Annotated in this window: 18 protein-coding genes, 2 riboswitches and 1 other annotated feature; of the genes, 16 read left to right on the top strand and 2 right to left on the bottom strand. The window is 39.9% G+C overall.

The window, feature by feature from the left end; genetic code table 11:
- The first annotated feature begins 163 nt into the window (after positions 1-163).
- From V179_RS0114890 to V179_RS0114875, 4 genes are all read left to right on the top strand, one after another.
- Positions 164-919, top strand: a complete 756-nt coding sequence (locus V179_RS0114890; protein WP_028392176.1) for a TrmH family RNA methyltransferase — start codon at positions 164-166, stop codon at positions 917-919.
- Between the two features lie 218 nt (positions 920-1,137).
- Positions 1,138-1,376: a binding site (T-box leader), on the top strand.
- Positions 1,377-1,569: 193 nt separating this feature from the next.
- Positions 1,570-2,610, top strand: coding sequence for a phenylalanine--tRNA ligase subunit alpha (gene pheS, locus V179_RS0114885; RefSeq protein ID WP_028392175.1), 1,041 nt, complete (start codon positions 1,570-1,572; stop codon positions 2,608-2,610).
- A 26-nt stretch (positions 2,611-2,636) separates the two neighbouring features.
- A complete protein-coding gene (gene pheT, locus V179_RS0114880) occupies positions 2,637-5,051 on the top strand; it encodes a phenylalanine--tRNA ligase subunit beta (RefSeq protein ID WP_028392174.1) in 2,415 nt (804 codons plus the stop codon).
- Between the two features lie 412 nt (positions 5,052-5,463).
- Positions 5,464-5,673 (top strand): hypothetical protein, encoded by a 210-nt coding sequence (locus V179_RS0114875; protein ID WP_028392173.1) that lies wholly within the window; start codon positions 5,464-5,466, stop codon positions 5,671-5,673.
- 438 nt (positions 5,674-6,111) lie between these two features.
- Here V179_RS0114875 and rnhC read toward each other — a convergent pair whose 3' ends face one another.
- Entirely contained in the window at positions 6,112-7,062 is a 951-nt protein-coding gene (gene rnhC, locus V179_RS0114870) for a ribonuclease HIII (protein WP_028392172.1), read from the bottom strand.
- Between the two features lie 303 nt (positions 7,063-7,365).
- Between rnhC and zapA the strand changes: the two genes are divergently transcribed.
- From zapA to V179_RS0114845, 5 genes are all read left to right on the top strand, one after another.
- Complete coding sequence (gene zapA / locus V179_RS0114865; protein WP_028392171.1) at positions 7,366-7,626, top strand: cell division protein ZapA; 261 nt, start codon at positions 7,366-7,368, stop codon at positions 7,624-7,626.
- A 4-nt stretch (positions 7,627-7,630) separates the two neighbouring features.
- Positions 7,631-8,176 (top strand): CvpA family protein, encoded by a 546-nt coding sequence (locus tag V179_RS0114860; RefSeq protein WP_028392170.1) that lies wholly within the window; start codon positions 7,631-7,633, stop codon positions 8,174-8,176.
- A 133-nt stretch (positions 8,177-8,309) separates the two neighbouring features.
- On the top strand, positions 8,310-10,028 hold the full coding sequence (polX, locus tag V179_RS0114855) for a DNA polymerase/3'-5' exonuclease PolX (RefSeq protein WP_028392169.1): 1,719 nt from the start codon (positions 8,310-8,312) through the stop codon (positions 10,026-10,028).
- Positions 10,029-10,061: 33 nt separating this feature from the next.
- A complete protein-coding gene (locus V179_RS0114850; RefSeq protein ID WP_028392168.1) occupies positions 10,062-12,419 on the top strand; it encodes an endonuclease MutS2 in 2,358 nt (785 codons plus the stop codon).
- 120 nt (positions 12,420-12,539) lie between these two features.
- The gene (locus V179_RS0114845; protein ID WP_028392167.1) at positions 12,540-12,947 is read left to right on the top strand and encodes a DUF350 domain-containing protein; all 408 of its coding nucleotides are present in this window, start codon (positions 12,540-12,542) and stop codon (positions 12,945-12,947) included.
- Between the two features lie 263 nt (positions 12,948-13,210).
- Here V179_RS0114845 and mgtE read toward each other — a convergent pair whose 3' ends face one another.
- A complete protein-coding gene (gene mgtE / locus V179_RS0114840) occupies positions 13,211-14,569 on the bottom strand; it encodes a magnesium transporter (protein ID WP_028392166.1) in 1,359 nt (452 codons plus the stop codon).
- Positions 14,570-15,263: 694 nt separating this feature from the next.
- Positions 15,264-15,429: riboswitch (M-box (ykoK) riboswitch) on the bottom strand.
- Between the two features lie 276 nt (positions 15,430-15,705).
- Here mgtE and V179_RS0114830 point away from each other — a divergent pair.
- The 7 genes from V179_RS0114830 (at position 15,706) to uvrC (ending at position 23,860) form a co-directional block, all read left to right on the top strand.
- On the top strand, positions 15,706-17,406 hold the full coding sequence (locus V179_RS0114830) for an AMP-binding protein (RefSeq protein ID WP_028392165.1): 1,701 nt from the start codon (positions 15,706-15,708) through the stop codon (positions 17,404-17,406).
- 265 nt (positions 17,407-17,671) lie between these two features.
- Positions 17,672-18,259: a TetR/AcrR family transcriptional regulator gene (locus V179_RS0114825; RefSeq protein ID WP_028392164.1), complete on the top strand. Its 588-nt coding sequence runs from the start codon at positions 17,672-17,674 to the stop codon at positions 18,257-18,259.
- Positions 18,260-18,512: 253 nt separating this feature from the next.
- Entirely contained in the window at positions 18,513-19,286 is a 774-nt protein-coding gene (locus V179_RS0114820; protein WP_028392163.1) for an enoyl-CoA hydratase, read from the top strand.
- Between the two features lie 108 nt (positions 19,287-19,394).
- Positions 19,395-20,168, top strand: coding sequence for an electron transfer flavoprotein subunit beta/FixA family protein (locus V179_RS0114815; RefSeq protein WP_028392162.1), 774 nt, complete (start codon positions 19,395-19,397; stop codon positions 20,166-20,168).
- 70 nt (positions 20,169-20,238) lie between these two features.
- Complete coding sequence (locus V179_RS0114810; protein ID WP_028392161.1) at positions 20,239-21,216, top strand: electron transfer flavoprotein subunit alpha/FixB family protein; 978 nt, start codon at positions 20,239-20,241, stop codon at positions 21,214-21,216.
- A gap of 366 nt (positions 21,217-21,582) precedes the next feature.
- A complete protein-coding gene (gene trxA / locus V179_RS0114805) occupies positions 21,583-21,897 on the top strand; it encodes a thioredoxin (RefSeq protein WP_028392160.1) in 315 nt (104 codons plus the stop codon).
- Between the two features lie 190 nt (positions 21,898-22,087).
- Positions 22,088-23,860, top strand: coding sequence for an excinuclease ABC subunit UvrC (gene uvrC / locus V179_RS0114800; RefSeq protein ID WP_028392159.1), 1,773 nt, complete (start codon positions 22,088-22,090; stop codon positions 23,858-23,860).
- A gap of 64 nt (positions 23,861-23,924) precedes the next feature.
- A riboswitch (Lysine riboswitch) is annotated at positions 23,925-24,102 on the top strand.
- Positions 24,103-24,153 lie beyond the last annotated feature (51 nt).

The following is a 24,153-nucleotide window of genomic DNA, read 5'->3' as shown; positions in this document are numbered from 1 at the left end:
CAGTGGGGCTTCATCCCCCACTGATGGTTAGTTGAACCAATCGGGCTTTTATGGGCAGTTTGTCCCCCACCTACCATCTATATCCCTCATAAGCTTGAGGTGAGGGACTTACTGCCCGTTAATGCGGGATAAGAACTAGTGAAAAAATGAAGGAGCGTTTACCTTGAAATATATTGAGTCCGTCAAAAATCAAAAAGTCAAACAATGGAAGAAATTGTTAACGAAAAAAGAGCGTGAACTAACAGGTACATATCTAATTGAAGGGTTTCATCTTGTTGAAGAAGCACTGAAAGAAGGAGATATTGTTCGTGAAGTGATTGTCAGCATTGAAGCTGTCATTCCGGGGAAATTTAAATTAGAAGGAACAGAAGTTACCTATGTGACAAGTGAAGTTATGAATGCGATTACCGATACGGAAACGCCACAAGGAATTGCCGCGATCTGTGATCAGAAAAAGATTCGTTTTGAAGACCTTTCACCGAAAAAAGTGCTGCTCATTGATGCTGTGCAAGATCCTGGCAATATTGGGACGATGATTCGAACAGCTGATGCAGCTGGAATCGATGCAGTTATACTTGGTGAAGGCTGTGCAGATGCATATAATCCTAAAGTGATTCGCTCGACTCAAGGTAGTCTCTTTCATATGGCTGTCCTAAAAGGAAACTTAACAGAAGTTATCGGTGCTTTGAAGGAACAGAACATTCCGGTTTATGGCACTGCCTTGGAAAAAGCAGTTCCCTATGATCAAGTAGAAAAATCGGAAACATTTGCTCTTCTTGTAGGTAATGAAGGTCAAGGTGTTGACAAAAAGCTGTTAGCTAAAACGACGCAAAATCTCTATATTCCGATTTTCGGGAAAAGTGAATCGTTGAACGTCGGGATTGCAGCGGGGATTTTAATGTACCACCTACGGAAATAAATATTGCATGGTGTTTCAGGCGTAAAATGAGGCTCTGGCACGTAAATCTCGAATCTCGCATGTAAAGTGCAATTTTCGGCACGAAAACCTTTGTTTCCGGCACGAAAACATGTAAATCCGGCACGCAAATTGGAATTCTGGCTCGTAAAGCTCATTAATAAAATTGAATTTGAATCTCGGTTTGTTTTATATTATAATTAAAGCTAAATTTCATAATGTAAAAGACTATGACAGAGAAGAGTAGCGTCGTATCATTCATTTAGGGAGAAAATGCCTTAGACTGCAAGCATTTTTATGTTCATGATGATGTGAATTCACCTCTTGAGTCGGCATCGGGATACAGATTGACCTGTTGAAAGTTGCACCGGCAAAAAGCCGTTATCTACAATGAAGTGAGTGCTTATTTCTTTTGGCGCTAATAAGGGTGGTACCGCGATACATAAACCTCGTCCCTTTCTAGGGATGGGTTTTTTTTGCGTTTAAGGACAAGGGGACTGGGCTCCGCCACATAAGCATATGGCCAATTTACTTAGGAATCATCTGATCTAAAAGATGGACTAAACTTTACTCTGCACCGCCACCTTATGGATAACAATCATTGTTAACTAGTAACAGAAACTAAATTTTTTTATAAAAAAGGAGGAGACATGATGCAGGAACGTTTACAAGAACTGCAAGAAGAAGCGTTACAGAAGGTTGCCGAAGCTTCTGAATTAAAGGAATTGAATGACATTCGTGTCGCATATTTAGGGAAAAAAGGACCAATCACGGAAGTGTTGCGCGGAATGGGCAAGCTTTCCGCTGAGGAACGCCCGAAAATGGGAGCGTTAGTGAATGTTGTCCGTGAAGAGATTGCTACAAAAATTGAAGAAAAGCAAAAGGTGCTTGAAGAGGCAGCTGTCAATGCCAAACTTGCTGTTGAAAAAATTGATGTAACATTACCGGGACGTCCGGTTAATAAAGGGAATCATCATCCGTTAACGCGTGTCATTGAAGAAGTGGAAGACTTATTTATCGGAATGGGCTATACGGTTGCAGAGGGTCCGGAAGTTGAAACAGACTTCTACAACTTTGAAGCGTTGAATTTACCAAAGAGCCATCCAGCACGTGATATGCAAGATTCTTTCTATATTACAGAAGAAACATTAATGCGAACTCATACATCTCCAGTGCAAGCAAGAACAATGGAGAAGCATAAAGGACAAGGGCCGGTTAAAATTATCTGTCCGGGTAAAGTATATCGTCGTGATAATGATGATGCGACTCACTCGCATCAATTCATGCAAATTGAAGGATTGGTTATTGATGAAAATATCTCAATGAGCGATTTAAAAGGAACGCTTGAAGTGTTTGCGAAGCAAGTATTCGGCAAAGAGCGGGAAATTCGTCTGCGTCCAAGTTTCTTCCCATTCACAGAGCCATCGGTTGAAATCGATATTTCTTGTAAAATTTGCGGTGGAAAAGGTTGCAGTGTTTGTAAAGGAACAGGTTGGATCGAAGTCCTCGGCGGTGGAATCGTTCATCCAAATGTTTTGGAAATGGCTGGATTTGACTCGAAGAAATATTCTGGGTTTGCGTTCGGGATTGGTGTGGAACGTATTGCGATGTTGAAATACGGTGTAGACGATATCCGTCACTTCTATACAAATGATGTCCGTTTCTTAACTCAATTTAATCGCCACGAATCTTAATAATTTTTTTAAAGGAGGAGCTATCCATGTTTGTTTCATATAAATGGCTGCAGGATTATGTCGATCTTTCCGGAATGACTGCAACAACGCTTTCAGATAAGATTACCAAAAGCGGCATCGAGGTTGAAGGAGTAGAAAAGAAAAGTGAAGGTCTTAAAGGGGTTGTCATTGGTCACGTACTAGAACGCGAACAACATCCAAATGCCGATAAACTAAATAAATGTTTAGTCGATGTTGGTGGTGAAAGCCCGGTTCAAATCATCTGCGGTGCGCCGAATGTTGATAAAGGACAAAAAGTAGCAGTCGCGACAGTTGGTGCCGTGCTTCCTGGCAATTTCAAAATTAAGAAAGCGAAGTTACGCGGTGAAGAATCGAACGGAATGATTTGTTCACTTCAAGAACTTGGCATCGAATCAAGATTGATTGCTAAAGATTATGCAACAGGGATATTCGTTTTCCCGAATGATGTAGAAGTTGGTCAAGATGCTCTAGAGGCTTTAGGACTTGACGATGAAGTGCTTGAGTTAGGTTTAACACCGAACCGCTCAGACTGCTTGAGCATGCTTGGTGTTGCTTATGAAGTAGGTGCCATTTTAGGTCGTGAAGTTAAATGGCCGGAAATTAACAAAGTAGAAAGCGCTGAAAAAGCAACTGACTTCATTCAAGTAAAAGTTGAAGCATCTGAAGATAATCCATTATACGTTGCGAAAGTCATAAAAAATGTGAAAATTGCGCCATCACCACTTTGGATGCAAACTCGCTTAATGGCAGCGGGCATTCGTCCACATAACAATGTTGTCGATATTACGAATTATATTTTACTTGAATACGGGCAACCACTTCATGCGTTCGATTATGATCGTCTAGGTTCGAAAGAATTAGTCATTCGTAAAGCGCACGCGGCTGAAAAAATCACGACATTGGATGATGTAGAACGTGATCTTTCAAGCGATCATCTTGTCATTACAAATGGATCAGAGCCAGTTGCGATTGCTGGTGTAATGGGTGGAGCAAATTCTGAGGTGCAGGACGATACGACAACTGTCATCATTGAAGCTGCATATTTTGCTGGAACGGTTGTCCGCAAAGCATCAAAAGAACATGCATTGCGCAGTGAATCAAGTGCTCGTTTCGAAAAAGGGGTTGACCCGAATCGAGTAAGAGAAGCAGGAGAACGTGCTGCACAGTTGATTAGTCAATATGCAGGTGGAACCGTATTAGAAGGGTCTGTTGAAGTCGATACATTGACAATCGAACCAGCTGTCATTTCAATTACTCTTGAAAAAATTAATAAATTGCTCGGAACAAGCATGACGGTTTCTGAAGTCGATTCGATCTTCACTCGTTTGCAATTCGGAGTTTCAGTAGATAATGAGACATTTACCGTAACTGTACCGACCCGTCGCGGCGATATTACGATCGAAGCCGATTTAGTTGAGGAAGCAGCCCGTATGTATGGCTATGATAATATCCCAACAACACTTCCAACTGGAACAGTAACACCTGGCCATTTGACTGATTATCAGCAAAAACGCCGTAAAGCAAGACGTACGCTTGAAGGTGCTGGCCTTTATCAAGCAATCACTTATTCATTAACAAGCAAGAATAAAGCGGCTCAATATGCATTAGATGCTCGTGAATCTGTTGCATTAGCGATGCCGATGAGTGAGGAACGCAGTCAGCTTCGTCTAAGCATCATCCCTCAACTATTAGAAGTTGTGAAATATAACAATGCCCGTCAGCTTGATTCGTTAGCACTATACGAAATCGGCTCTGTATTCTTGAAACAAGATGGGGAACAACTTCCGGAAGAACGCGAGCATGTAGCTGGCGCGATAACAGGTCTATGGGAATTGAATCAATGGCAAGGAGAGAAAAAGCCGGTTGATTTTTACGTAGCAAAAGGCGTGCTTGAAGCATTATTCGATACACTAGGATTGACAGAGCAAATTGATTATCGTCAATCTGAAAAAGAAGGGATGCATCCAGGGCGTACTGCAGACGTGTTGTTGAATGGCGATGTAATTGGCTTCGTCGGTCAGGTTCATCCAACTGTCCAAAAAGAACTTGATTTGAAAGAAACGTATGTTTTCGAGCTATCTTTCAAAGCGATGGCAGAAGCGGCTGTTGAACCGATCCAATACAGCGCCATTCCACGTTTCCCATCGATTACACGTGATATTGCCCTTGTTGTAGATACAACTACGGTTGCTGGCGATATCCAAAAAATCATCGCCGAAGCAGGTGGAAAACTTCTTAAAGAAGTAAGTGTCTTTGATTTATATGAAGGCGAACGCATGGAACCAGGTAAGAAATCTCTTGCGTACTCGTTGAAATATTTTGATCCAGAGCGTACGCTAACTGATGAAGATGTAACGAAAGCGCATGAAAAAGTACTAGCAGCTGTGAAAGAAAAAGCTGGCGCTGAATTACGAGGATAATGGTAAATGAAGCAGCCTTCCGAGTTTGGGAGGCTGCTTTGCTGTTTTAAGGGAGGAGTTGTGCCTAACTAATTAACCCATGTAGATTAGTAAAAGGAACAAAGTGGTGATATTAGTAAATAAGAAGAAATTGAAGATTGCATGGAAAGAAGTGAGGAACTTGATACAGTATTCAATCAAATGCAAATAGCTGGTAATTGAATGTTCATTCAATTCCCAACAAGATCAAGTAGATCGAACATGCTACAACAGTTTGAAATGACCTAGTACGCGTTCAAAATAACGATCTATTTAATTGTCTGTCAGCTCATGTTATAATAAGAATCTTATAGGATAATTACGACTTTTGCTCATAATTGAACGGATGCCAAGAACAGCCTCCGCTAAAGCGTAAATATGGAGGTGTAAGAGAATGAATAAACGATGGACGATCGGTAAAATTAAAGAATTTGTGGAGAACAATTCGGAAAGTAAGTTACTAACGACGGAATATCACGGTTTTTCGCAAAAGTTACTATTTAAATGTGCGTGTGGTAGCAATTTTGAAAAAACATTTACGAAATTTAAAAATAATAACCAACGTAAATGTGACGCGTGCCAACCGGCAAAAGCATCACGCTAAACGTATAGCGAATAAACGAAGTGCCGATTTCTATTAAAATAGAAGTTGGCGCTATTTTTATTTTATTGGAGTAATATGATGGATGATGAGTTAGTGAATGAAATTATTTAAAGTAGAAAGGCAACTTAATTAAATTGAACAAACTATTTCAAAATAAAAATAAGGTAGTCTTTTCAAGCACAAAAGTATTTAAAACCACACTATTTGATTAGAAGAATCAAATTAAGATTAAGGTTTATGTTAAATACGCCCTAGTGGAGAAAATATTAATATACCAATGTTTATAGAGTGAATTTAATCAAACCTTATTTCAAGGTTACTGTAAAAAGCTACGTAGAAAACAGTGTGAATTGGTTAATAACTCTAGAGTTGGTGAGTAAAATCTCAAAAAACCCGACTCTTAAAGCCGGGGCAAACCTAATATCAACGACAAACTCTCTATTGATACTTCTTCCGATACAATGCCTTCGCTTTTTCCGTATTGGCAAAATGAACCTTCGTGAATTCATTCAAGGCGTCGATCCCTTTTTCGTGAATAAGTCGTGCAGCAGCTTCATCTACTGCAGGGCCTGCGCCTTTGGGAATTTTGAAGCCAGCTTTTACACTTAATTTGTCAAAATGTTTAACAAATGCATAGCGTGCTAAAATAGAAGCTGCTGCAACACTAAGATGAATGCCTTCTGCTTTTGTGCTCAAATAAGTATGTTTTGCTTGAAACAGTTCTTGTCCTTTTAAATAGTTAAAAAACACATCCGGCTGGGCGAATTGGTCAATGAAAACCGCTTCTGCCTGTTCAGGTGAAATTTTATCTATGACGTGCTTAATAGCTTGATTGTGTAGCAATGCTTTCATTTTTCCTTGTGACATACCGCGAGCTTGAAGTGCATTATACTTAGGATTGTCGCAAACGAGCAGGGAAAACGGCACAACATTTTTAATCTGCTTTGCTATGTCAATGATTTGTGGATCTTTCAGATTTTTCGAATCTTGGACGCCTAATTCTTTTAACAGGGCTAGCTGCTCTTTTTTTGCATAAACAGCGACGACCGTCATTGGACCGAAGTAATCGCCAGTGCCAACTTCATCTGAGCCGATTATAGACATGGTACTGATATGAGCAGGAGGAGAATAGCGATGCTGGGTGACAGAAGTTCGCTTTTTTTCAGCAGGAGCCTTAGCTTTTGCGTCGCTGGACCATTTCTTTGCTTCAACTTCTGCTGATGCCCCTTGAAAGAGCACCTTCCCCGACTTATAAGCTGTCACTGTACATTGTCCCGGTTTGGCAACGAAAACACTGCCAGGCGGCATTTTATCAGATAGAGAAGTTTGATAATGTCCTTTCATTTTGTTCATTTGAGTTGTGGAAAGAATTAATACAACATTCGACATAAGTAAAGACTCCAATTCTTTATAGTTTTTGGCTTACAGACATATATGTATCCAAAGTGTGTTTTTGTTTAGATTAGCCCCACCAGTTCTTCCACGTAACTTCGTATTTCTATTATCCAGCTCAAGGTGCCATCGCTCGAAGTCAAAAGTCAATCAATCTGATGAGGAGAAGGGCGTTCCCATTCAGCTTGCTTGCCTTTTGCTTGTCGCCGATAATCGGGCGCCTTCCACCTTTCTTGCTTTCATGACAGAAAACTTCATGATATGATAGAAATTAGGATTTTTCAGATTGGAGGCATCAGCTTGTCGGGTGAAAATAAAAATAGGATAACAGTTGATATATATGGACAGCAATATACAATCGTCGGTGAAGAGAGCTCCGGCCATATTCGATTAGTTGCTTCGATGGTGGATGATAAGATGCGGGAGATCAACTCCAAGAATCCTTATTTGGATACGGGCAAGCTTGCTGTACTGACAGCTGTAAATGTTATGAATGATTATTTAAAAATAAAAGACGAAATATACCAGCTAGAACTGGAATTAAAGAAAGTAAAGGACTGAGTAGATGTTAGACTTGGCGATTTTGGCCATACTCTTAATTGGCTTTATAGTTGGCTTACGAAGGGGGTTCATTTTGCAGCTCATTCATTTGACGGGCTTTTTTGTTGCCTTTGTTGCTGCATATTCTTACTACAATGAACTCGCTCCGAAACTAACTTTATGGATTCCGTTCCCTACCTTAGGCGGTGATTCAGAAACAATGAATATGTTTATCGGTCAGACTAACCTTGAAGAAGCGTATTATCGTGCGATTGCCTTTGCGATCATCTTCTTCGCTACGAAGTTAGTTTGGCAGCTTTTTGGATCGATGTTGGATTTCATTTCGAACTTACCAATCTTAAAGCAGCTGAATCGATGGGCTGGTGCGATTTTAGGTTTTGCTGAAGTATATCTTATCATGTTTATTCTATTATACATAGCTGCATTACTGCCAATGGCTAATGTTCAGGATGCGTTAAATGGTTCGTTTTTGGCGGATCTTATAGTAAAAAATACCCCTTATCTGTCGGGGAAAGTAACAGAGCTGTGGTTTCAATATGTAGCTGCATAAGTGAAACTTCTATCAGTTGAATTTTTTACATCGCCCACTGATGTTTAAAGTTAAACTGGGATCATGCTACAAGCTCACTTGATGGCCTTGTGTCATCTTTTTTTAAGATTTCACGTTGGGAAGGTGAGGGACTATGTCAATCAATAAAAAAGACATCATTAAACTATTAGAAAAGATAGCGATATATATGGAGTTAAAAGGGGAAAATCCGTTTAAAGTTTCAGCGTTTAGAAAAGCTGCAGCTGCCCTTGAAACAGATGATCGAAGTTTATCATCGATCAGTAATTTCACGGAATTGAGCGGAATTGGCAAAGGAACCGCTGCTGTTATTGAGGAATATATCAATGAAGGAAAATCCACTGTTTTAGAAGAGCTGCAGGAACAAGTGCCAAAAGGGCTGGTGCCTTTGTTGCAACTTCCAGGACTTGGCGGTAAGAAAATTGCCAAGCTGCATAAAGAGCTTCAAATTCGGGACGTGAATGAGCTAAAGACGGCGTGTGAAGAAGGAAAAGTCCGCGGACTTGCTGGGTTTGGCGCGAAGACTGAAGAAAAAATTCTTGCTTCCATCGCTGAAGCAGGTTCACGACCTGATCGGCTTCCGCTTAGCTTTATGATGCCTATTGCCGTTGAGATTGAAACGGCGCTTGGAAATATGACAGATATCATCCGTTTCTCGAGAGCAGGAAGCATCCGTCGCATGAGAGAGACGATAAAAGATCTAGATTTCATTATTTCATCCGATAACCCAGAGAAGGTGAAGGAGCAACTCCTTTCCATGCCTGCCATTAAACATGTCATTGCGGCGGGTGATACGAAGGTGTCCGTTACACTCGATTACCAATATGATGTGTCGGTTGATTTTCGGATTGTAACAGATTCGGAATTTAGTACAACGCTTCACCATTTTACTGGTTCAAAAGACCATAATGTGAGAATGCGTCAGCTAGCCAAAGATCGTGGCGAGAAAATTAGTGAATATGGTGTTGAAAATACGGAGACAGGTGAGATTCTTACTTTTGATTCAGAAGAAGCATTTTATGCGCATTTCAATCTGCCGTTCATTCCACCTGAAATTCGTGAAGATGGAACAGAAGTGGAACGGTACACGGATAAAGAGGAACTTGTTTCACTTGCTGATATTAAAGGGGATCTTCATATGCATACGACTTGGAGTGACGGTGCCTATTCGATTGAAGAGATGGTAGAAGCATGCCGAGCTAAAGGTTATACATATATGGCGATCACCGATCATTCTCAATATTTAAAAGTGGCGAACGGATTAACAGCGGAACGATTACGGGAGCAAAAAGAAATTATTCATGCTTTAAACGAACAATATGACGATTTTACCATCCTATCAGGAATCGAAATGGATATTCTACCTGATGGATCGCTTGATTATGACGATGACCTGCTTAGTGAAATGGATCTCGTAATAGCTTCCATACACTCTAGTTTTTCACAACCAAAAGAGAAAATTATGGAGCGTTTGAGAAACGCGATGGAAAATCCTCATGTCGATATTATTGCCCATCCAACAGGCCGTTTGATTGGCAAACGTTCTGGCTATGAAGTAGATATGGACCAATTAATCGAACTTGCAGCGAAAACAAACACCGCATTAGAACTGAATGCGAATCCGAATCGATTAGATCTTGCTCCTCAATATCTAAGAAAAGCCCAAGAAGCGGGCGTTACAATCGTAATTAATACGGATGCACATAATATCGATATGCTTGACCATATGGCAGTAGGCGTCTCTTCAGCGAAAAAAGGCTGGGTGAAACGTTCTTCCGTCTTAAACGTAAAAGAACGAGACGACCTGCTTGCCTTCTTAAAAAGAAATGATTAATGGACGCACATAAAAAGGGAGGACTACAACTCCATGCATTCGAAAGTTTTGAAAACATTGGAATTTGATAAAATAAAAGAACAACTATTGAAATATGCTTCTTCTGCAATTGGTAAAGAAAAGGCAGCTGAACTAGCCCCTTCTACAGACCTTACCGAGGTGACAAATTGGCAAGAAGAAACGGATGAAGCAGCAAATGTTCTCCGCCGGAAGGGGAATGTCCCGCTTGGCGGCATATTTGATATTCGCCCACATGCAAAACGGGCACAAATCGGTGGGATGCTAAGCCCTCATGAATTGATGGAAATCGCCAGCACCCTTCGTGCAGGCAGAATTCTCGAGCGTTTTTTTGAAGAACTGCTTGAAAATGAATTTAGTTTGCCAAACTTAAATGGTCATATGGAATCATTGCTTTCTATGCCAGAATTGCAACAGCAAATTTCTTATTGCATCGGAGAGAATGGTGAAGTTTTAGATTCAGCTAGTGATAAATTAAGAACGATACGCAATCAACTGCGCACAAACGAAAGTCGAGTACGTGAAAAATTAGAAAGCATGATCCGTTCTTCAAATGCGCAAAAAATGCTTTCTGATGCGATTATTACGATTCGAAATGACCGTTTTGTTATACCGGTGAAACAAGAATATCGCAGTCATTACGGCGGAATCATCCATGACCAGTCATCTTCAGGGCAAACGTTATTCATTGAACCACAAGTAGTGGTTGAGCTAAATAATGTACTTCAGGAAGCGAGATTGAAAGAACAGCTTGAAATTGAGCGAATCCTTGTGGAATTATCACAAGCGGTTGGCGAGCATACACATGATTTGCTCGTCAATGTAAAGGTACTCGCGCAAATCGATTTTATTTTTGCAAAAGCTCGTTATGCGAAGGCAATCAAAGGTTCGAAGCCAGCTTTAAATGGCCAAGGGAAAGTCAAGCTAATAAAAGCGAAACATCCGCTCATACCAGCAGATGAAGTAGTTGCAAACGATATTTATTTAGGTGATGAATTTACAACGATCGTCATTACAGGTCCGAATACCGGTGGGAAAACGGTAACGATTAAAACCATTGGTCTTTGTACATTAATGGCTCAAGCCGGTTTGCAAATTCCGGCTTTGGATGGCTCAGAAGTCGCAGTTTTCAAACATGTGTTTGCGGATATTGGCGATGAACAATCAATTGAACAAAGCTTAAGTACGTTTTCTTCTCACATGGTGAATATTGTGGAAATTTTAAAGCATGTTGATTATGAGAGTCTTGTCTTATTTGATGAACTTGGTTCTGGAACCGATCCACAGGAAGGTGCGGCACTTGCCATCTCGATTCTTGATGAAGTATATAAGCGCGGGGCAAGAGTTATCGCAACTTCCCATTATCCAGAATTAAAAGCATATGGCTATGACCATGATGGGGTCATTAATGCAAGCGTGGAGTTTGATGTGGATTCATTAAGACCGACTTATAAGCTATTAATCGGCGTGCCCGGACGAAGCAATGCATTTGAAATTTCACAACGTCTTGGATTGGATGAAGCAGTGATTAATCATGCACGCAGTCATATTGGCGCTGATACGAATAAAGTGGAGAGCATGATTGCCTCCTTAGAAGAAAGCCGAAGACAAGCTGAAGAAGATGCAAGAGAAGCAGCCGATTATCTTAAGCAAGCAGAAAAACTGCATAATGAGTTGCAAAAAGAAACGCTAGAGTATCATCAAGAAAAAGATTCAATAATGGAGAAAGCGGCACTAAAAGCAGCCGATTTGGTTGAACAAGCGAAAAAAGAAGCGGAAGCCATCATTGCCGATTTACGAAAGATGCGCCTTGAGAAAAGCGCAGAGATTAAAGAACACGAATTGATCGAGGCGCGGAAACGTTTAGAGGAAGCAACACCGGTTATTAAGAAAACGTCTAAGCCAATCGTGAAAAAAGCACCTAGAACGATTCAGCCAGGTGATGAAGTGAAAGTAATCTCTTTCGGGCAAAAAGGGCAGGCAATCGAGAAAGTTTCCGATACAGAATGGCAAGTGCAAATTGGCATCATGAAAATGAAAGTAGACGAAACTGATATTCAATTGATTGGTGCGCCAAAGCCAGAAAAAATGGCAAAGCCGCTATCAACCGTAAAAGGCAAGGATTATCACGTAAGCCTAGAACTCGATCTTCGTGGTGAACGATTTGAAAATGCTTTATCAAGAGTTGAAAAATATATTGACGATGCTTTGCTTGCGGGCTATCCTCGTGTATCTATCATTCATGGAAAAGGAACTGGTGCGCTTAGACAAGGGGTTCAGGAATATTTGAAAAACCATCGTTCAGTTAAACGCAGTCGTTTTGGTGAAGCGGGTGAAGGTGGAACAGGTGTTACGGTTGTCGAATTCAAATAAAGTGAAATTTTCATCTGTGATTTTCCCTCACCTATTTTTTCCTTGATTCTTACGCAAAAATTGAGGTGGGGGGTATTACAACCTGTTAAACCGAGATAATGAAGAATCAGGAGAAGTTGAATGGAAAAAATCTGGGGTAACGAATACGTGTATACGACTGCTTATTTTAGCGTTGTCATCTTATGTATTGTCTTATTTTTAGCCGTATTTGAGTTGGTAACGAAGTACAAAAACTGGGAAGAAATTAAAAATGGCAATATTTCTGTTGCGATGGCCACAGGTGGAAAAATTTTTGGAATAGCTAACATCTTCCGTCACTCGATTATTCATAATGACTCCTTACTGACGATGATTGGCTGGGGGGTTTACGGTTTTGTTCTGCTATTACTTGGTTATTTCATTTTCGAGTTTTTAACCCCAGGATTTAAAATCGATGAAGAAATTGAACGTGACAATCGCGCAGTCGGATTGCTAGCGATGATTATTTCCATCGGCTTGTCCTTTGTTATTGGAGCAGGTATTTCATAAGCCTTAGGCAGAAGGGAAGAAGTTGAAATGTTGGAAAGACTCGCAAAAATTTTAATTATTTGCTGCGGCACCTTTCTTGTCATTGGAATTATTTATATGGTAGTGAATGCAGGTTAATTCAAAAAGAATAGCTTACCAAAAAAGGGTCAGCCCCCACTTTTACTATATTTTGTTTATATGACGTGTAAATAACACTATAAACAGCGTATAGAGTGTGGGGTCTGACCCTTATCTTGATAAATGAGCTTCGTTAAGATTTAATTCTACATCAATTTTGATATAAACATGGTGGCAATGCCAAAGTAAATAAGTAACGATAATATATCATTTAGTGTCGTAATGAGTGGACCAGAAGCTACAGCAGGGTCGATGTTAAATTTATATAAGATGAGCGGAACAATCGTCCCAGCTAAAGTCCCAATAATGAGCGTCATAATTAATGAACTGCCAACGACTAATCCAAGAACCGGATTTCCTTGCCAAATATAAGCGATAATTGAAATTAAGATGCCGCAAGTAATCCCGATGATTAATCCAACGATTAGTTCTCGTAAAATAAGTTTGGCGACAACTCCTCGATCTGTATCACTAGTTGCTAGTCCTCTTACAACAACAGCTAAAGATTGTGTACCTGTATTACCTGTCATCCCAGCAATCATGGGCATAAAGAAGGCCAGTGCCACTACTTTGGATAATGTTTCTTCAAAACTACTAATAATTGTTCCAGATACCAAACCAATAAATAAAAGTAAAATAAGCCAGGGAAGTCGGCGATATGCAGCTACATGTGCCTTTGTGTCAAAATCAATCGATTTACCCGATGCCGAGAGTTTTTCAATATCCTCGTTTGCTTCCTTAATGACAACATCAATAATATCATCAACCGTTACAATCCCGACTAACTCATGATTATTTTCTACAACAGGAACGGCTAAAAAATCATAACGCTCAATAACACGAGCGACTTCTTCTTGGTCAGCCGAAGCAGAAACGGCGATTACCCGGCTATACATAATATCTTGAATTTTTTCATATTCATCACTCAAGATTAAATCTCTGTAGGAGACAACCCCTACTAATTTTTTATCATCATTAATGACATATAGATAGTTAATTGTTTCCGAAAACTCAGCAAATATTTTCAGTTTATCAACAGAGTCGCGAACCGTATAATGTTGTTTGATCCACACGAACCGGTTTGTCATGATTCGTCCCGCTGTTTCCGGAGGATAGTTCATGATATGTTGAACGATTTTAGATTCTTCTTGTTCCATACCTGAAAGAAGTTCTTCAATTTTATCGGGAGAGAGATTCTCTAACAAAGAAGCTAAATCATCATTTTCCATTAAATCCATAACTTGACCGGATTTTTCAATGCCTAATTTAGTAAGAATGATTAACTGATGTACTTTTTCCAGTTCCTGAATGAGTTCAGCGATTTGTTCCTTCGTCAGAAACAATAAGAAACGTGTATGGTGTTTTTCTGGCAGACCTTCGAAAATACGTGCAATATCATATGGCTGAAGTTCTTCTAAAATTGCTTGAAAATCTTTATTTTTTCCTTCTTTTAAAACTTTTATGATTTGAAGAGTTATTTGGTCTTCTGTCATGTCTTTGATCAACGTTATTGCCACTCCTTTATTGAGGAGCAAAAAATAGTTCTCCTCGGGCGATCTAATAAAAGTAAGCAGATGATTGATATGCATCTTCCTTACTCTTTGTATTTCTATGAACTTTATGCTTCTGGTAAGGATCAGAATCGTTATCCATCCCTGCTCACCTCCCAATTAGAAAACTGACATTCTCGTTTGAAAAATAAAGGCTGTTTTCGTCTCATTTGTTGCTTTTCAATCATTTTTATACTAATAACCCGGGTTGATTTCCGTTGCAGGTACTCGCTTTCCGCGGGCGGTCTCAGAAGCCTCCTCAGTGCTTTGCACTTGCGGGGTCTCCCTTAACACGCTTTTCCCGCAGGAGTCTCGCCCCCCACTACAATCAACATCTGTTCGAATTGGTTTCTTGCTAAAAACAACAATCTTTACAAAAGAGCCTAAATAATATTTACCCTACTATGCTGGGTTGATTTGCGTTACGTTTTTCGCGGGTGGTCTCAGGAGCCTCCTCAGCGCTTCAAAACGCTTCTCTAAGCAGGCGTCTCGCATATCAACAATAATCAGCATCTCGCGAATTTGTTCTTGCAAAAACAACAATCTTTACGAAAAGAGCCAAAATGAAAAACACCTCCATTACAAATGAAGGTGTAATACACAGTTTATATATGTACATTGTCTGCTTGATAAAATAGATAGCAGAGAATCTATTCCTCCATTCGTAGAGCTTTAGCACTGTGTGGCATAGGACATAGCCAGCTACATTAAAAACCACCTTATGTCGATGGTTTCTGTTGACCCATTGGCGTCTTTCGACATTTTTGGGCAGTAGCATATCTCCAACACAGGAGCCTCACCTAACGAGGATATTTAGTTGGCACATCCACTCTAAAGGAATCTTTTTAAGAAGTCAATCTTTATTTACAACTTAGGTCTTCCTTCATGATTCAACTACTATTTTGTTTTGTAAATGAAACATCCATGCACATCTCACATCCATCTCATAGTATGTTCATGAAAGGATCGGTCGCATATCTACTTTCTTTTCGTGTATTTTTTTAAAGGGAAGGAATTGTGACCCGTTGTCCTGTATATTATAATAAAGGATAATAATTTGAATTTTCTGTTTTAAATAAAGGAGGGACTGGATGAACAATCAGCCATGGCAAGATATGTATCCTGCTTCTATTCCTACGTCACTTGAATACACAGAAAAGCCACTGCACGCGTTTTTAAAGCAATCTGCTGAAGAATTCTCCCATACGATCGCGATTCACTTTGAAGGGAAAGAAATGACATATAAGGAACTTTACGAATCGGCTCTGAAATTTTCCACCTATCTTATAGATATCGGGCTAAGAAAAGGAGACCGAGTAGCGATTATGCTGCCAAACTGCCCGCAAAGTGTGATTGGTTTCTTTGGCACATTGATGGCAGGTGGAATCGTTGTACAAACGAATCCACTTTATATGGAGCGTGAGCTTGCATATCAGCTGAATGATTCTGGAGCGAAATTTATGTTAACATTGGACATTCTCTTCCCACGAGTTTCGAGCGTTGCAAAAAGTACAGATCTTCAACACATCGTTGTAACCACCATTAAAGATTATTTACCCTTCCCGAAAAATCTAATCTATCCATATATCCAGAAAAAACAATACGGACTTGTTGTTCAAGTAGAGCATAGCGACAATCATCATTTATTAAAGGAAATAATGAAAACTACAGTTCCAAAAGAATCAACCGTAGACATTGATTTTGACAATGATCTAGCTCTTTTGCAATATACCGGAGGCACAACCGGTTTGCCAAAAGGAGTCATGTTAACGCACAAAAACTTGCTAGCGAACACGGAAATGTGTAAGGCGTGGATGTATAAAGGAATACGAGGAAAAGAAAAAGTGCTCGGCATTTTACCTTTTTTCCATGTGTATGGGATGACTACAGTCATGCTATTATCTGTTGTCCAAGGCTATAAAATGATTTTAATGCCGAATTTTAATGCCGAAAAAACGCTTAAAACAATTCATAAAGAAAAGCCGACGCTGTTTCCAGGAGCGCCAACTATTTATATCGGCTTGTTGAACCATCCTGATCTTTTGAAGTATGATTTATCTTCAATTGATGCATGCATTAGCGGTTCGGCTGCATTGCCAGTAGAAATCCAAGATCAGTTTGAAAAAATCACAGGTGGAAAGTTAGTCGAAGGATATGGTTTATCAGAAACCTCTCCTGTTACCCACGCTAATCTAATCTGGGATGAACCACGTGTTAAAGGAAGCATTGGGCTACCGTGGCCAGATACAGACGCTGCCATCCTTTCATTGGAAACAGGTGACCCTGTGCCGATAGGAGAAGTCGGTGAAATTGCTATTAAAGGACCTCAAGTGATGAAAGGCTATTGGAATCGTCCAGAAGAAACAGAAGCGGTATTCAAAAATGGTTGGCTCCTTACAGGTGACCTTGGGTATATGGATGAAAAGGGCTATTTTTATGTAGTCGATCGGAAAAAAGATGTTATTATTGCAGGCGGCTTTAACATTTACCCACGTGAAATCGAAGAAGTATTATATGAATATGAAGATATTCAAGAATTGGTCGTGGCGGGTGTCCCTGATCCATATCGTGGTGAAACCGTGAAGGCTTATATTGTCTTGAAAGAAGGAGCTTTAGTTACGGAAAAGGAATTAGATGAATTCGCAAGAAAATACCTTGCAGCATACAAAGTACCTCACGTATATGAATTTCGCAAAGAATTACCTAAAACGGCAGTAGGTAAAATTTTGCGCCGGGCCCTTATTGAAGAAGAAAAGAAGAAGTGGAGTGAAGATGACCATAAGGAAGCATAAAGAATTGCTCCGGCTTAGCCTTTGAAGTATGAAAAATCGAGTGGTCTGACCTCGCACTCTAATCAGTGTATAGTGTCCCATATTATCATATACTGTATTTAGTTGTTGCGGGGTCTGATCCTTTGCTTGAAACTTGTTTTTTTCGTAACAAACATAAAGCATGGAGCAGTGTTTTGATTTTTCCTTGACAGCCGAGGAGATTCACTCTAGTATGAAAAATATGAATGGTTATTCATTCATATTTTAAGAGCTAAGGAGAAGTTCAGTGAATCGAAATAAACCAAAGTATAAACAAATCATAGATGCAGCTGTAGTTGTAATTGCACAAAATGGCTATCACCAAGCTCAAGTTTCAAAAATTGCTAAACAAGCAGGTGTCGCTGATGGCACCATTTACCTTTATTTTAAAAATAAAGAAGACATATTAATTTCTTTATTCCATGAAAAAATGGGCTATTTTGTGGAACAAATTGAAGAAGAAATAAAGGAAACGATGAGTGCAGCGGAGAAGTTACTTGTAATGATCAGAAAACATTTTCAAATTCTTGCAAGTGATGCGAACTTGGCTATCGTCACCCAGCTTGAATTACGGCAGTCCAATCTTGAACTTCGAGAGAGGATTAATGATGTGTTACGAGATTACTTACAGATCGTTGACACGATCATTCTTGAAGGAAAAGAGAACGGTGAGTTTCAGTCGAATTTGGACGTCAGACTAACAAGGCAAATGGTTTTTGGAACGATTGATGAAACGGCAACATCATGGGTCATGAATGATCAGAAGTATTCCTTGCCAGATCTGGCAGAATCGGTCCATCAGCTATTACTTGGGGGTTGTGGCGCTAAAATATAGCATGCTTTCGTATAAGGACATGGGGCGGGTCTTCGCGACTTAATAATATAGCCAATCTGCTTAGTAGATGTACCTTTATTATTGAAAAACACACCGAAATAAGGCTCCGCACCGCCACCATTGTGATTAGGTAAGTGTAGCGGTGTACTTGATTAATCCCTCATGGTAAATGGTAGTGTTTTTAACGAGGATCTTACACGATACATGTTAAATTTTTTACATAGTTATTTATATGTTTAGGGAGGGAAAGAACATGGCATTTTTAAGCCATACAATCGAAAATCACGTTGCTCTCGTTACCATTCAAAGAGCACCTGCTAATGCACTTTCATCAAGTCTCATCAAGGAAATTTCCCACCTGTTTGATGAGTTGGAAGCAAATGAAGCAGTTCGCTGCGTGCTGATCCACGGAGAAGGAAGATTTTTCTCGGCTGGGGCTGATATTAAAGAGTTTACAAGTATAAGTAGTGGTGAAGCCTTCACGGAACTTTCTCGAAATGGTCAAGACGTATTTGAGAAGATTGAACGATATCCCAAACCAGTTATTGCTGCCATTCATGGCGCAGCTCTTGGCGGAGGATTGGAGCTAGCGATGGCCTGTCATATCCGTTTAGTGACGGAAAATGCAAAGCTTGGCTTACCAGAGCTTCAGCTTGGACTTGTACCTGGATTCGGTGGCACCCAGCGCCTAACCCGTTATGTGGGGGGGGCAAAAGCTTTTGAAATGCTGTTTACAAGTGAACCGATTACAGGTATTGAAGCTGTTCGATATGGGTTAGCAAACCATGCTTATGTAGATGAAGAGCTTTTGATTAAAGCAAAAGAATTGGCAGAGAAAGTGGCGAAGAAAAGCCCGCTAGCATTGAAAGCGGCGATTGACCTTGTAAATGATGCCAAGCCAGAGAGTTTTTATAAAGGCATTGAAAACGAAGCGAAAAGCTTTGGCACGATTTTTGTTTCAGAAGATGCCAAAGAAGGAATAAGCGCTTTTATTGAGAAAAGAGAGGCTGTTTTTAAAGGCAAGTAACAGATTTTTCTGGTTGTGTTTGTTCAAAAAGGCGGAGAAAAAAGTATTCGACCTTTTTGAACTACGTTTAAAATAGTCTTAATTTTTAAAATAATAGGAGGGGTTCCTTTGAATATTTATGTATTACTGAAAAGAACGTTTGATACAGAAGAAAAAATTACATTAGTGAATGGAAAAATCAATGATGACGGGGCGGAATTCATCATTAACCCGTACGATGAGTATGCAGTAGAAGAAGCGATTCAAGTACGTGATACACATGGTGGGGTAGTAACCGTTGTTTCTGTAGGGAATGAATTAGCAGAGAAGCAGCTACGTACAGCACTTGCGATGGGCGCTGATAAAGCGGTTTTAATCAATATTGAAGAAGATGTAGAATATGGCGATCAATTCACAACTGCAAAAATTATTAGTGAATATTTAAAAGATAAAGATCCTGATTTAATGATCGCTGGAAACGTTGCAATAGATGGAGGCTCTGGTCAAGTTGGTCCACGAGTAGCAGAACTATTGAGCATTCCTTATATTACAACAATAACTCAGCTGAAAATAAATGGTAAAAATGTAAGCGTTACCCGTGATGTGGAAGGCGACGCAGAAATCATTGAAACGACTTTACCATTATTAGTGACTGCTCAGCAAGGATTGAATGAGCCACGTTATCCATCTCTTCCAGGTATCATGAAAGCAAAGAAGAAGCCGTTTGAAGAATTAGAATTGGATGATTTGGAACTTGTAGAAGACGATGTAGCAGCAAAAACAAAAACGATTGAAATCTTCCTGCCACCTAAAAAAGAAGCAGGAAAAGTACTGAGCGGTGATCTAAACGAGCAAGTTAAAGCACTAGTACAACTCCTGCGCTCAGAAGCGAAAGTGATTTAGTTTTTGTCCAGTTCGATCAAACCGACAATCCCGATTCAAACAATAAATGGCTTACAGGAGGTTTATATTAATGGCTAGAAAAATCCTTGTATTAGGTGAAGCGCGTGATGGCAATTTAAGAAATGTATCATTTGAAGCAATCGGCGCTGCTAAATTAGCAGCAGATGGTGGTGAGGTGGTAGGCGTTTTAGTAGGAGAAAGCATCCAAACATTGGGCAATGAATTCATTCAATATGGTGCGGACCGTGTCGTGACAGTGGAAGATGCAAAACTTGCTCAATATACGTCTGATGGTTATGCGCAAGCAGTTCTTGCGGTCATTGCTGCGGAAAACCCAGAAGGGATTATTTTCGGTCATACAGCTCTTGGTAAAGACCTGGCTCCAAGAATTGCTAGTAAATTGAATTCTGGACTTATTTCTGATGTCACTTCTATTGAAGAAGCTGGAGGAAATCTTGTCTTCACTCGTCCGATTTATTCAGGCAAAGCATTTGAGAAGAAAATTGTCATAGATGGAGTCATCTTTGCAACGATCCGACCGAATAATATTGAGCCGCTAGCGAAGGACGAAAGCCGTACTGGGGATGTTTCTTCACTTCATGTGGAGATTAAAGACCTTCGCGCTATTATTCAAGACGTGGTAAGAAAAGCTACAGACGGTGTCGATCTTTCAGAAGCGAAAGTAGTCATTGCTGGTGGCCGTGGTGTGAAAAGTGCAGAAGGCTTCAAGCCATTAAAGGAGCTTGCCCAAGTTCTTGGCGGAGCAGTCGGTGCTTCGCGAGGTGCATGTGATGCAGACTACTGCGATTATTCCCTCCAAATTGGGCAAACAGGGAAAGTTGTCACACCTGATCTATATATTGCCTGCGGTATCTCTGGAGCCATCCAACATTTAGCGGGAATGTCCAACTCGAAAGTGATTGTTGCAATCAACAAAGACCCTGAAGCAAACATCTTCAAGGTTGCGGATTACGGTATCGTCGGCGACTTATTTGAAGTCGTTCCATTACTTATTGAAGAATGTAAGAAACTTAAAATTAACTCCTAAAAATGTCAGACCTCACACCTTATACATTGTTTATAAATTCCTTTATACGTAAAATAAATGTAATAGTGTCAAAGGGTCAGACCTCACATCCTATACACAGTTGATAAGAAACCTTTACGCGCTATTAACGAAATAATGTTGTAGTGGGGTCTGAACCCTGCCCCTTACGCTAATCTGATCTATTAAAAGCATATGTCTTGATTTTTGCAATCTGATGATGCTATTTTAAGTATTATTACGAATCTGATTGCGTATAGATACGTAAGCTAGGGGTATCTTAGCAATGAAGCAAAATAATAGTATGCATACTATAATCAATGGTATACTGTTTTTTAGAAATATAGTATTTATTAGGAGGTATATATAATGGCAATTGTACATTCAACTGATCAAACATTTACAAATGATACAAACGAGGGCTTAGTGCTTGCAGATTTCTGGGCTCCATGGTGCGGACCTTGTAAAATGATCGCTCCTGTTCTAGAAGAACTTGATGGCGATATGGGTGACAAAGTGAAAATCGTAAAAGTGGATGTAGACGAAAACCAAGAAACTGCTGGAAAATTCGGCGTAATGAGCATCCCGACTTTGATCGTGTTAAAAGATGGAGAAGTTGTTGACAAAGTGGTTGGATTCCAACCGAAAGAAGCATTATCAGAACTTCTTGCGAAACACGTGTAATTCTTTTATCATTAAGAAACTTCAAGTCTATGGCTTGGAGTTTTTTCTTTTATATATTTTTATCCCGCTTTATCGAAGTGGAACGGAGAAATTAGCGACACTAGAACGGGACTACCAATCAGTGGGAAGAAGAAAAGCCCCACTGATTGAAGTTTCACTTTATACAGATTGATTGGTTGGGAGGTTTGACATGAATCAGAGAATGAAGGACAAGCTTGCCCTGCTTCCTGATCAGCCCGGCTGTTACTTGATGAAAGATCGCCAGGGAACCATTATATATGTCGGCAAAGCAAAAGTGCTGAAAAATCGGGTTCGATCGTATTTTACCGGCACCCATGACGGCAAAACGCTAAGACTCGTCAATGAAATTGAAGACTTCGAATATATTGTCACATCATCAGATATCGAAGCGCTTATATTGGAATTAAACTTAATCAAAAAACATGACCCAAAATATAATATCATGTTGAAGGACGATAAAACGTATCCGTTCATCAAACTGACGAATGAACGTCATCCGCGCTTAATTATCACAAGAAAAGTGAAAAAAGATCAAGGTAAATATTTCGGTCCTTATCCGAATGTCATTGCGGCTAATGAAACGAAAAAGCTCCTTGACCGAATATATCCGCTTAGAAAATGTAATACATTGCCTGATCGTGTGTGCTTATACTATCACCTTGGCCAATGTCTCGCACCGTGTGTGAAAGAGGTGCCACAGGAAGAATACAAAACGATGATGAATGAAATTACACGATTTTTAAATGGCGGTTATAAAGAAATTAAAAATGAGTTGTCTGTTCAAATGCATGAGGCAGCTGAAGCACTAGATTTTGAACGAGCTAAAGAATATCGAGATAAAATTGCCCATATAGAAGTGACGATGGAAAAGCAAAAAATGATGTCCAATGACTATACCGACCGTGATGTGTTTGGCTATGCATATGATAAAGGCTGGATGTGTGTCCAAGTATTCTTTGTTCGTCAAGGTAAATTGATTGAACGTGATGTCTCGTTATTTCCGATTTATGATGAACCCGATCAAGAATTGTTAACCTATTTAGGGCAATTTTATTCAAAGGCAAATCATTTCAAGCCAAAAGAAATTTTTCTGCCTGAAACAGTCGACTTACAATTAGCTGAGCAATTATTACAAGTTAAAATTATTAATCCAAAAATTGGTCAAAAGAGAGAGCTGCTTAAACTTGCTAATAAAAATGCGAGCATTGCGCTTTTGGAAAAATTCGCTTTGATTGATCGGGATGAGGAGCGCACGATTAAAGCAGTAGAGACGCTAGGTCAAAAACTAGGTGTTTATACACCACACAGAATCGAAGCGTTCGATAATTCAAATATTCAAGGTACGGATCCTGTTTCTGCGCTTGTCGTTTTTATTGATGGCAAGCCTGAAAAAAAGGAATACCGTAAATACAAGATTAAAACGGTTAAAGGCCCCGATGATTACGAGTCGATGCGTGAGGTAGTTCGCCGCCGCTATTCAAGAGTATTAAAAGAAGGACTGCCGCTACCAGATTTAATCATAATTGATGGTGGTAAAGGACATGTTGAAGCGGTGAGAGATATTCTGGAAAATGAACTCGGTCTAGATATTCCGCTCTCAGGTTTAGTAAAAGATGAGAAGCACCGAACATCTGAACTGATGATTGGCAATCCACTTGAGATTGTTCCGCTTGACCATAGAAGTCAGGAATTTTATCTGTTGCAACGGATTCAAGATGAAGTGCATCGGTTTGCCATCAGTTTTCACCGTCAACTGCGTGGGAAAAATGCTTTTCAATCTATGCTTGATGAGATTGATGGCATCGGCGAGAAACGAAAAAAACAACTTTTGAAGCATTTTGGCTCGGTAAAGAAAATGCGAGAAGCAACGGTAGAAGAAGTACAAGCAGCAGGTATTCCACGACCTGTTGCTGAGGAGCTTGTGAAGAAATTGCAAGAATAATCTTGCTGTTCGAAATTGGGTGTGCTATACTACAGATAATTTTATATGACCTTTAACTATTTAAAGTGTTGATAGAGGTGCGAGTTTCATTAGTAAAGACTTGGAGAAGGATGAGCTTCTGTGAAAAGTCTTGAAAGGGGAAGTCGCCGAAGCAATCAAGTCTCATAGCTTGATTAGCTGGTCTGACATTGAATAAATGGCAGATTGTCAGAGCGATTTTGTTCTGGAGGGCTATCTCACTGTGATATTCGTATGTCTAGGATACGTTACCACAGCAATGAGATAATTCTCAT

Origin of the sequence: Bacillus cihuensis (assembly GCF_000504145.1) — a bacterium.
GTDB classification, from domain to species: domain Bacteria; phylum Bacillota; class Bacilli; order Bacillales; family DSM-1321; genus Peribacillus; species Peribacillus huizhouensis.
This window is presented reverse-complemented; position numbering and strand designations above follow the sequence as displayed.

What these genes read in the sequence shown, in the direction of transcription:
- V179_RS0114830 (WP_028392165.1), top strand. Translation starts at nt 15,706, where the DNA reads ATGAACAATCAGCCATGGCAAGATATGTATCCTGCTTCTATTCCTACG.
- V179_RS0114820 (WP_028392163.1), top strand. Translation starts at nt 18,513, where the DNA reads ATGGCATTTTTAAGCCATACAATCGAAAATCACGTTGCTCTCGTTACC.
- uvrC (WP_028392159.1), top strand. Translation starts at nt 22,088, where the DNA reads ATGAATCAGAGAATGAAGGACAAGCTTGCCCTGCTTCCTGATCAGCCC.
- rnhC (WP_028392172.1), bottom strand. Translation starts at nt 7,062, where the DNA reads ATGTCGAATGTTGTATTAATTCTTTCCACAACTCAAATGAACAAAATG.
- pheT (WP_028392174.1), top strand. Translation starts at nt 2,637, where the DNA reads ATGTTTGTTTCATATAAATGGCTGCAGGATTATGTCGATCTTTCCGGA.
- pheS (WP_028392175.1), top strand. Translation starts at nt 1,570, where the DNA reads ATGCAGGAACGTTTACAAGAACTGCAAGAAGAAGCGTTACAGAAGGTT.
- polX (WP_028392169.1), top strand. Translation starts at nt 8,310, where the DNA reads ATGTCAATCAATAAAAAAGACATCATTAAACTATTAGAAAAGATAGCG.
- trxA (WP_028392160.1), top strand. Translation starts at nt 21,583, where the DNA reads ATGGCAATTGTACATTCAACTGATCAAACATTTACAAATGATACAAAC.
- V179_RS0114810 (WP_028392161.1), top strand. Translation starts at nt 20,239, where the DNA reads ATGGCTAGAAAAATCCTTGTATTAGGTGAAGCGCGTGATGGCAATTTA.
- V179_RS0114850 (WP_028392168.1), top strand. Translation starts at nt 10,062, where the DNA reads ATGCATTCGAAAGTTTTGAAAACATTGGAATTTGATAAAATAAAAGAA.
- V179_RS0114845 (WP_028392167.1), top strand. Translation starts at nt 12,540, where the DNA reads ATGGAAAAAATCTGGGGTAACGAATACGTGTATACGACTGCTTATTTT.
- V179_RS0114860 (WP_028392170.1), top strand. Translation starts at nt 7,631, where the DNA reads ATGTTAGACTTGGCGATTTTGGCCATACTCTTAATTGGCTTTATAGTT.
- V179_RS0114875 (WP_028392173.1), top strand. Translation starts at nt 5,464, where the DNA reads ATGAATAAACGATGGACGATCGGTAAAATTAAAGAATTTGTGGAGAAC.